Consider the following 7906-nt stretch of genomic DNA (forward strand, 5'->3'; position numbering starts at 1 on the left):
TAAGCTTACTCTGCGGGGGTAAAGCTTTTTAGCCGCAGAGAATTGGTCACCACAAAGACTGAGCTCAGGGCCATTGCTAACCCCGCCAATAGGGGGTTGAGCAGGCCGAACGCTGCCACGGGAAGAAGAATAATATTATAGGCGAAGGCCCAAAATAGGTTGCCCTTGATGATACGTAGGGTGCTGCGCGCGAGCCGCACTGCCTCGGCGACGGAGCGCAGGTCGTTGTTCATCACCGTGATATCGGAAGCTTCGATCGCCACGTCGGCTCCCGCGCCCATCGCGATTCCGAGGTCCGCCTGCGCGAGCGCTGCGGCGTCGTTGACGCCATCGCCCACCATGGCCACAGTGCGCCCCTGCTCCTGCAGACGAGCAATAGTATCCACTTTGTCTGCGGGCATGACCTCCGCTGTCACGTTGGCATCATCAATGCCAACGGCCCGCGCCACTGCACGTGCCGCGCCGGCGTTATCCCCGGTGAGTAGGTGGGGTGTAAGTCCTAGCTTGTGCATTGCCGCGATGGCGGCGGCGGAGGATTCCTTGATGCGATCCTGTAGCTCGATGGTGCCTGCCAGGGTGTCATCGACGTAGACGCCCACCTGCGTTCCGGTGCCGTCATAGCCCGCGGGCGGCCGGCCTACCCGCACCCGGGAGCCCTCAATCGTTGCCTCGATTCCCTGGCCGGGAAGCTCGTGGAAGCCCTCGGTTGCGGGTAACTCGCCCTCGTAGGCTGTGCGGATGGCTCGTGCGATGGGGTGCTCGGAACCCTGTTCCGCGGCGGCCGCGAGGCGGAGAACCTCCTGCTGCGTGTGCCCTGCCTTAGCTTGGACTGCTCCCACCGACATCTGGCCTTCGGTGATGGTGCCGGTTTTGTCCAGAACGATGGTGTCGATCTGGCGGGTCGATTCCAAAATCTCCGGGCCCTTGATGAGTATTCCCAGTTCGGCGCCGCGCCCGGTGCCGACGAGGATTGCGGTGGGCGTCGCCAATCCCATGGCGCACGGGCAGGCGATGATGAGGACGGAGACGGCGGCCACGAAGGCCGGGGCGATACCGCCGAACCAGAGGTGCGCCACGAGTGCGAGGATGGCGATACCGATGACGATGGGGACAAAGACGGCGGCGATACGGTCCGCGAGGCGCTGGACCGGTGCCTTCGAGGTCTGGGCCGCAGTAACCAGCGCGCCCATCTGGGCCAAGACGGTGTCGGAGCCAACGCGGGTGGCGCGCACCTCAAGGCGCCCAGAGGCGTTGATGGTCGCGCCCGTTACTGTGCTGCCGGGTGAAACCTCAACCGGCATTGACTCGCCGGTGAGCAGGGATTCATCCACGGCGGAATGACCGCTGAGGACCACGCCATCGGTGGCGATCTTCTCGCCGGGGCGGACCACAAAAACATCGCCTACGCGGAGCTCGCTGGCGGGAATGCGGGTTTCGGTGCCGTCGCGGAGCACGGTGGCTTCTTTAGCCCCCATGGTTAGCAGCGTGGTGAGCGCTTCGGAGGAGCGCCCCTTAGCTTTGAGCTCAAACCATCGTCCAAGCAGCAGGAACGTGATAACCATGCCGACGGACTCGAGATAAATATGGTCCATCTGCGCGTCATTGGAGCGTAGCGTCATGTGCATGGTCATGCCGGGCATCCCGGCATCACCGAAGAAGAGCGCGTAGAGTGACCAACCGAAAGCCGCGGTGGTGCCCAGAGTGATGAGAGTATCCATCGTGGCGGCGCCATGCTTGAGGTTGGCCCAGGTGGCCCGGTGGAAGGGTGCTCCGCCGATGACGTAGACGAGTGTGGTGAGCATCAAGCAGGCCCACTGCCAATGCTGAAACTGCAGGGCCGGGACCATGGAAAGCAGCATCACTGGTAGCGAGAGCGCCGCGGAGATCAGAGTGCGCTGCAGGATGTCGGAGGCCTCGCTTTCGCGAGCATCCTCCGCCGTGCTGGCCGGCTCCTCCCCCTCACCGTTCATGGTGAATGCTCCGTAGCCTGCGCCTTCGACGACGTCGATGAGATCGGCGGGCGTCGTCGTTGCAGGGTCATAACTCACGGAGGCAGACTCCGTGGCGAAGTTGACCGTGGCGTGGACATCGTCGAGCTTGTTGAGCTTGCGCTCGACGCGGGAGGAACACGACGTGCAGGTCATCCCGGTGATGCCGAGGGTGAGACTGGTAGTCATGGTGCTTAGGCCAACTCGTAGCCAGCTTCGGCGACGGCGGCGGCGACTTGGTCGTCGCTAAAGCCCTCCCCGGTCACGGTGACGGCGCCGGTGGTGTGGTCGGCAGTAACGTCGGTGACGCCACTGATCTCTGAGATCTCTTCCTTGACGGAAAGCTCGCAGTGGCCACAGGTCATGCCGTTAACGGTGTAGGTTGTGGTGCTCATGGTGGTGGATCCTTCTCCTTACCTTGGGGGTTAATGTCACTGTCGAGGATATACCCCCCTGGGGTATGTGGGCAAGGAATAATCGAGTCTTGTGTACCGTTGGGGGTTGATAGAACCGAGAAATATCCCCGAGACTGATAGGAAAAGACATGGCAACGATTGACATTACTGAGGACACGTTCCAGGAGACCGTTTCCGGCGACGGCATTACGCTCGTCGATGCTTGGGCGGAATGGTGCGGCCCGTGCAAGCGCTTCGGCCCAGTCTTTGAGAAGGCATCTGAAGAGCACCCCGATGCCACGTTCGCCAAGCTGGATACCGAGGCCAACCAGGAGCTATCCGCGAAGCTGCAGATTCAGTCCATCCCCACCTTGATGGTGTTCCGCGACGGCATCCTGGTCTTCCGCGAGGCTGGCGCTCTGCCGCCGGCGGCACTGGAGGATCTCATTGGCCAGGTTAAGGCCCTCGACATGGACGAGGTCCGCGCCCAGGTGGAGAGCCAGCAGGCGGAATAGAACTGGTTAGTCCTTGTCTGCGGTGAGGTCCCGGTGGCCCCGCCGCGCGCGCTTTCCTGTGAGTATCGCTACACTCGCAGGAAAGCGTCTTTTTATATAGGGCACCAATAAGAGCTGCATTAACTACTGCTGCAGGAACCACAAAGGAGTGAGTGCGATGGCAAATCCATTTAGCAAAGGCTGGAAGTATGTGATGGCTTCTTTCGATCAGAAGATCGACGAGAACGCTGACCCCAAGGTCCAGATCCAGCAGGCCGTGGAAGGCGCGAAGAAGCAGCATCGCGAGATTTCCGAACACGCAGCGGAGATTATTGGACGCAAGACCCAGTTGGAAATGCAGCTCAACCGCCTGGTGAAGACGCAGCAGGATTATCAGGACCAGACCCGCCGGGCGCTGGAGTTGGCGGATGCCTCTGAGGATCCGCAGAAGGCCGCCGAGTACAACCAGGCGGCAGAGGTCGTAGCGAGCCAGCTGGTCGCCGTGGAAAACGAGCTGGCTAACCTGAAAACGCAGCACGAGGCGGCTAGCCAGGCTGCCGAGCAGGCGAAGGCCCAGCAGCAGCAGTCGGAGGCCCGCCTGAAGGAGCAGCTGGCACAAGTCGACCAGTTGCTGTCCCAGGCAGATCAGGCAGCGATGCAGGAAAAGAACGCCGAGGCGTTGAACTCAATGAACGAGCTCAAGCCGGATGATTCCACGCCGACCTTGGACTCGGTGCGCGCCAAGATTGAGAAGCGCTACGCGGATGCGCTCGGCGCCCAGGAGCTCCATCAGGCGGCGGGTGGTAGCCGCATTCAGGAAATTACGGCCGCGGGCCACGACATGGCCGCTACGTCCCGCTTGGACGAGATTCGCGCCGAGATGGCCAAGAGCAAGGAGCTGGAAAACTCGCCCTTCGCCAGCGACCAAGCGCTTGAGGCCGGCGCCGATTCTGATGCTAGTGATGCCAACGCCGAATCGGACTCCGCCGAGGGCAAGCAGTAGCCACTGCGAAGCAAGCCACTACACAGAAAAGGGACCTTCTAGAGCGGGCCGCGCAGCGCGGCCGGGGTGTTTCAGAACCCCACGCTCTCCAAGGTCCCTTTTGACGATTTTCGGTTTAGCTATCTTGGCGGCGGATATTGATGAGCACGCCGCGGATGCCCGAGTGAAAGCCATCGCGCAGGTTGACGCGCTGGGTTTCTGTCAGCGTGTACTCGTGCAGCGTTTCGCAGGCGAACTGCAGCAGCGGGCGATCGATCTCCGGGGGCAGGCCGCCGCCCGAGAGCAGGTGGGCCTGGTCGCGCTGATCGGCGCTCGCGGCGTTGTCGAACCACCACGAGGCATATTGCTGCCCCACGTCAAAGGGGGACTGGAACCCGGCGGAGCTCCACACTTCTTCGGGGAGCGGAACATACTTCGACCGCAGCTTGCGGCGCGGCGCCATCATCGAAGGTTTGGGCGCAGCTGGCTTGGGCGTTGGCTTCGAGCTTTCGGGGGCTGCGTCCGCTTCCTCGCCCGCAGGCTCCTGCGAGTCGATGCCGGGCGCGGAAGGCTGCTCGCCGGAGGGGAGAGGCTCCTCTTCCTTGCGGGAGGTATCGGGCGCAGCTGATTCGGGATGAGAGGCAGTCGCGGCGACGTCCGTCGCGGCGGCAGAAGGTGTGGCCGGGCCGGGCTTGGGGGCGGAGGGGAAGGCGGCTTGCGCCTCGGTGGGCTCGTCGCACTCCTCTGCGTGCTCATCGGTGGCAACGGCTTCGCCCTCGCTGCCGTCCTCGGAGTGCTGGGGCTCGCGGATGGTCGGCGGCAGCGGCCCTTCGAGGACCTCGAGCTCCATTGCATCGGCGAAATCTTCCCGCGGATCCAGGATGGTGGTGGAGTCGCACGCATGGCGCAACGCCGAGGACATCGAATCCCAGCCAAAGCCATAGAGGTGCACGCGTACGCCGTTGTTCACGGCTTCTTGGACGCCGGGAATCATGTCGGCATCGCCGGAGACCAAAACAAAGTCCGTGACTTGGCCCTTCATGGCGGAGACGATCATGTCGGCGACAAGGCGGGTGTCCACGGCTTTCTGTGTGCGGCGCTCGCCCCACTCGATGAGCTGGCCGGTGCGAAGCTGGACGCCGTCGCAGACGCGCAGTGCGCGTTGGTAGCGGTGGGGGCCGGTATCCGGGATTCCGTCATACCAATATTGGCGGTGAACGCGGTTGCCCACCTGGGTTTCAATCATCGAACCGAGGGAGCTGACCACTTCGGGTAAATCAATCTCTAGCTGGGCACGGGCGCCCGTCTCCCAGGAGTTATAGAAACTGGCGAGTAGATATGACGTGTCGACGAAGACAAGTGTTCGTTCAAGCATGGCTCCTAAATTCCGTTCTATTTCTTCTAACTAATTTTCTTAGGTCACTTCTGTGAGGTCTTCCAGCCTACGGCCGGTGTAGTCCAGTGTGCCCCATTAGCCACAAAACGTCGATAACCTTGAGGAAATTCCCAGGTCAAAGATATGGAATGGGGAGACCTTGCACTGGCCGAAGGTTGGTTATATGGTTAGTTACATGAGTAACCAACCAGCTAAGGGGTCTGCATGGACAACTCCGCGCAGCCGCTCTTTCGTCAGATAGCGGTGCTCATCGAGGACGCCATCATCGAGGGCACTCTCGCCGAGGGTGCCCAGGCACCGTCCACGAATGAGCTCGCCGCCTTCCACAGCATCAACCCCGCGACCGCCCGCAAGGGGCTGACCCTCCTCGTGGATCTCGGAATCCTCGAAAAACGCCGAGGCATCGGCATGTTCGTCACCTCTGGTGCCGCCGAACTGATCCGGGCGCGGCGTCGCCAGGAATTCGCAGCCGAGTACGCCGCGCCGCTTATCGACGAAGCCGTGCGCCTGGGCTATACCCGCCAGCAACTCCATGACCTCATCGACCTTGTCGCAGAAAGCCGAGGACTCTATTCATGATTTCCACCCCGCACTTCACGTTTGATGACGGCCTGACTCACGGGCTTGTCGGCCCCAACGGCATTGGTAAGACCACCTTGCTGCGCAAAATCGCCGGGCAATTGGGTGGCTCCGGCATCAAGGTCGACGGCGACAAGCCCTATGACAATGAAAAGGTGCTCAACAAGATCGTGCTCATGGGTATCGATAACCCCCTGCCCGAAGGCTGGAACCTGAAGAAGATTTTCACCGTATCCAGCCTGCGCTGGACCACCTGGAACAAGGAGCGCGCCGAGGAATTGGTCGAGCGCTTCGAGCTACCGATGAAGAACTACTCGGGGCTTTCCCGTGGGCAAAAGTCGGCAGCGAGCTTCATCGTCGCGGTGGCTTCGGGGGTGCCGTACATGCTTCTCGACGAACCCTACCTAGGCCTCGACGCTTCCAAGCGGCAAGTATTCTACGAAGTCCTACGCGAAGAGCACGGCCGCACCATTATTGTCTCCACCCACCACCTCAACGAGCTCTCCGGTTTGCTCGATACCGTAGCCCTGATGGGGGACAACCCCTTGTCCGGCCCCATCGATGAGTTCATCGAGGGTGTCGTCCAGCTCACTGGCTCTGCCGAAGCCCTCGATCGCGCGCTGGGGCGCCTGCAGCTCCCGGTGCTCGAGCGCGAAACCTCAGCCGTCGCTGACCGTGTGCTTGTCGACGCCCGCCCCAACCACACCGCCAACGTCTTTGCCATGGCCCAGGAAATGGGGCTACGTGCCACCGAAGTATCCCTCGAACAGGCCGTTCTGGCGCTGGGGGAGGCGCGATGAAGCTCTATAGACATATGGCGCTGAGCTGGATCAGCTTCTTCTACGCCATGTGGATTGTCATCCTTCCGGTGCTGGGAATGGACCGTGGGCAAGGGTGGGCCATCGGGTATTCACTCCTTATGGCGCTCCAGCTCTACCTGGTCCAGCCTGACTTCTCGCGCTACCTCACCTTTGGTCTCAGTACGCGCGTCTGGAACGGGCACCGGCGAATCAATGCCTCCCTGGCGCTTTTGCTCCTTCTCGTCAGCGCACCCTGGGCTTTCCCGTGGTGGGTCCTCATTGCGCCGGCGCTCATGTGGGCAGTGTGCATGCTAAAACGTGCCGAGCCGTCACGCCTGACCACGAGCTCTCTTATTGCGGGCAGCGATGGTGATTCTTCGACGGGCTGGTTCTCAGCGTCCCCGGTCTCCCAGATTGTGTTGCGCCCTCAAGCTCGCGCGTGGATGTGGGCTGCATTCGGTATAGCCATCGCAACTGCGATAAACATCGTGGTGAGCAAGCTGTGGGATAAGGGTCTGGGCATCGTAGGCGCCATAGTCACGTTGATTGTCCTGCCGCTAGTGGCTGACGCGGTTCGCAGCTCGATGAAGGATGCGGTGACCTTTGGCGTTCCACGCGCGGCCTGGTCCACAGCGACGTTATTGTGTACCGCGATTCCAGTGGGCTTGGGAGCTGTCACTGATGTGGTGACGTTGATGTGGACCGGAAGCCTCGCCGGATTCACCATCGTTCCCCTTGCAATGGCTGCCGTTCTCGTGAGCTTTGCGATCACCGACAAAGAGACATGGCCCTATACGGCTGTCACGGTCGGAGCCATTGCTGCCGTGTTGCTTGCGTGGCTGCTTAACTCTGAGATCTCTGTGTGGTGGACGCTCACAGGGATGGCAATCATCTACGTCGTGTGGGTTGCCGCGTATCCCCGGATGGCTAAAAAGACCAACGTGTTTAGCCCGGGCCTCATGGGCTGGTTTGGGGCACACTGAGCGCCATCCAATGTCTGCGTTAAAAGGTTGTTTTAGTGCACTTCAAGAAGGGGTAAAAACCTTCATTGAAGTGCATATTTGTGTTTTATCAAGGCCGTGTGTAACTTTATATGAGTCAGCGCGACCGACAGCGCCCCACAGGAACTGAAGTTCTTGGAGAGTGGCGGTAGGAAAACAGGCCCTGACAACAAATATTTTCTTTACTCGCAGTACTGCGTTTCGCTCAAGGCGGTCCGTATGACTGTGTGGTGACGATGTCTGAGAACTCAATAGTGTGCCAATGTACTTT

General features: G+C 61.0%; 8 protein-coding genes. 5 read left to right on the forward strand and 3 right to left on the reverse strand.

What is annotated here, in order from left to right; genetic code table 11:
- Positions 1 to 5 precede the first annotated feature (5 nt).
- Complete coding sequence (locus HMPREF3056_RS03525) at positions 6 to 2177, reverse strand: heavy metal translocating P-type ATPase (RefSeq protein WP_070754108.1); 2172 nt, start codon at positions 2175 to 2177, stop codon at positions 6 to 8.
- Between the two features lie 5 nt (positions 2178 to 2182).
- Positions 2183 to 2383, reverse strand: coding sequence for a heavy-metal-associated domain-containing protein (locus HMPREF3056_RS03530; RefSeq protein ID WP_070681795.1), 201 nt, complete (start codon positions 2381 to 2383; stop codon positions 2183 to 2185).
- Between the two features lie 149 nt (positions 2384 to 2532).
- Between HMPREF3056_RS03530 and trxA the strand changes: the two genes are divergently transcribed.
- Positions 2533 to 2898, forward strand: a complete 366-nt coding sequence (gene trxA, locus HMPREF3056_RS03535) for a thioredoxin (RefSeq protein ID WP_046648797.1) — start codon at positions 2533 to 2535, stop codon at positions 2896 to 2898.
- 157 nt (positions 2899 to 3055) lie between these two features.
- Positions 3056 to 3880, forward strand: coding sequence for a PspA/IM30 family protein (locus tag HMPREF3056_RS03540; protein WP_070681798.1), 825 nt, complete (start codon positions 3056 to 3058; stop codon positions 3878 to 3880).
- Between the two features lie 115 nt (positions 3881 to 3995).
- Here HMPREF3056_RS03540 and HMPREF3056_RS03545 read toward each other — a convergent pair whose 3' ends face one another.
- Positions 3996 to 5234 (reverse strand): NYN domain-containing protein, encoded by a 1239-nt coding sequence (locus HMPREF3056_RS03545; RefSeq protein ID WP_046648799.1) that lies wholly within the window; start codon positions 5232 to 5234, stop codon positions 3996 to 3998.
- A 225-nt stretch (positions 5235 to 5459) separates the two neighbouring features.
- Here HMPREF3056_RS03545 and HMPREF3056_RS03550 point away from each other — a divergent pair, with 225 nt between their 5' ends.
- The 3 genes from HMPREF3056_RS03550 to HMPREF3056_RS03560 are packed head-to-tail and all read left to right on the forward strand — an operon-like array spanning position 5460 to position 7617.
- Positions 5460 to 5834 (forward strand): GntR family transcriptional regulator, encoded by a 375-nt coding sequence (locus HMPREF3056_RS03550; RefSeq protein WP_046648800.1) that lies wholly within the window; start codon positions 5460 to 5462, stop codon positions 5832 to 5834.
- Positions 5831 to 6634 carry an ATP-binding cassette domain-containing protein gene (locus tag HMPREF3056_RS03555; RefSeq protein ID WP_070547008.1) on the forward strand — a complete coding sequence of 268 codons (804 nt, stop codon included), beginning with the start codon at positions 5831 to 5833 and terminating at the stop codon, positions 6632 to 6634. Before HMPREF3056_RS03550 ends, HMPREF3056_RS03555 begins: the two co-directional genes overlap by 4 nt.
- Positions 6631 to 7617, forward strand: a complete 987-nt coding sequence (locus HMPREF3056_RS03560) for a hypothetical protein (RefSeq protein WP_070547006.1) — start codon at positions 6631 to 6633, stop codon at positions 7615 to 7617. The genes HMPREF3056_RS03555 and HMPREF3056_RS03560 overlap by 4 nt, the downstream gene beginning before the upstream one ends.
- The last annotated feature ends 289 nt before the right edge of the window (positions 7618 to 7906 follow it).

The organism is Corynebacterium sp. HMSC056F09 (genome assembly GCF_001815785.1).
In the GTDB taxonomy this organism is placed as follows: Bacteria; Actinomycetota; Actinomycetes; order Mycobacteriales; family Mycobacteriaceae; genus Corynebacterium; species Corynebacterium hiratae.

Excerpts from the sequence above, each read along its gene's own strand:
- HMPREF3056_RS03525 (WP_070754108.1), bottom strand. The coding sequence starts at position 2,177 with ATGACTACCAGTCTCACCCTCGGCATCACCGGGATGACCTGCACGTCG.
- HMPREF3056_RS03530 (WP_070681795.1), bottom strand. The coding sequence starts at position 2,383 with ATGAGCACCACAACCTACACCGTTAACGGCATGACCTGTGGCCACTGC.
- trxA (WP_046648797.1), top strand. The coding sequence starts at position 2,533 with ATGGCAACGATTGACATTACTGAGGACACGTTCCAGGAGACCGTTTCC.
- HMPREF3056_RS03540 (WP_070681798.1), top strand. The coding sequence starts at position 3,056 with ATGGCAAATCCATTTAGCAAAGGCTGGAAGTATGTGATGGCTTCTTTC.
- HMPREF3056_RS03545 (WP_046648799.1), bottom strand. The coding sequence starts at position 5,234 with ATGCTTGAACGAACACTTGTCTTCGTCGACACGTCATATCTACTCGCC.
- HMPREF3056_RS03550 (WP_046648800.1), top strand. The coding sequence starts at position 5,460 with ATGGACAACTCCGCGCAGCCGCTCTTTCGTCAGATAGCGGTGCTCATC.
- HMPREF3056_RS03555 (WP_070547008.1), top strand. The coding sequence starts at position 5,831 with ATGATTTCCACCCCGCACTTCACGTTTGATGACGGCCTGACTCACGGG.
- HMPREF3056_RS03560 (WP_070547006.1), top strand. The coding sequence starts at position 6,631 with ATGAAGCTCTATAGACATATGGCGCTGAGCTGGATCAGCTTCTTCTAC.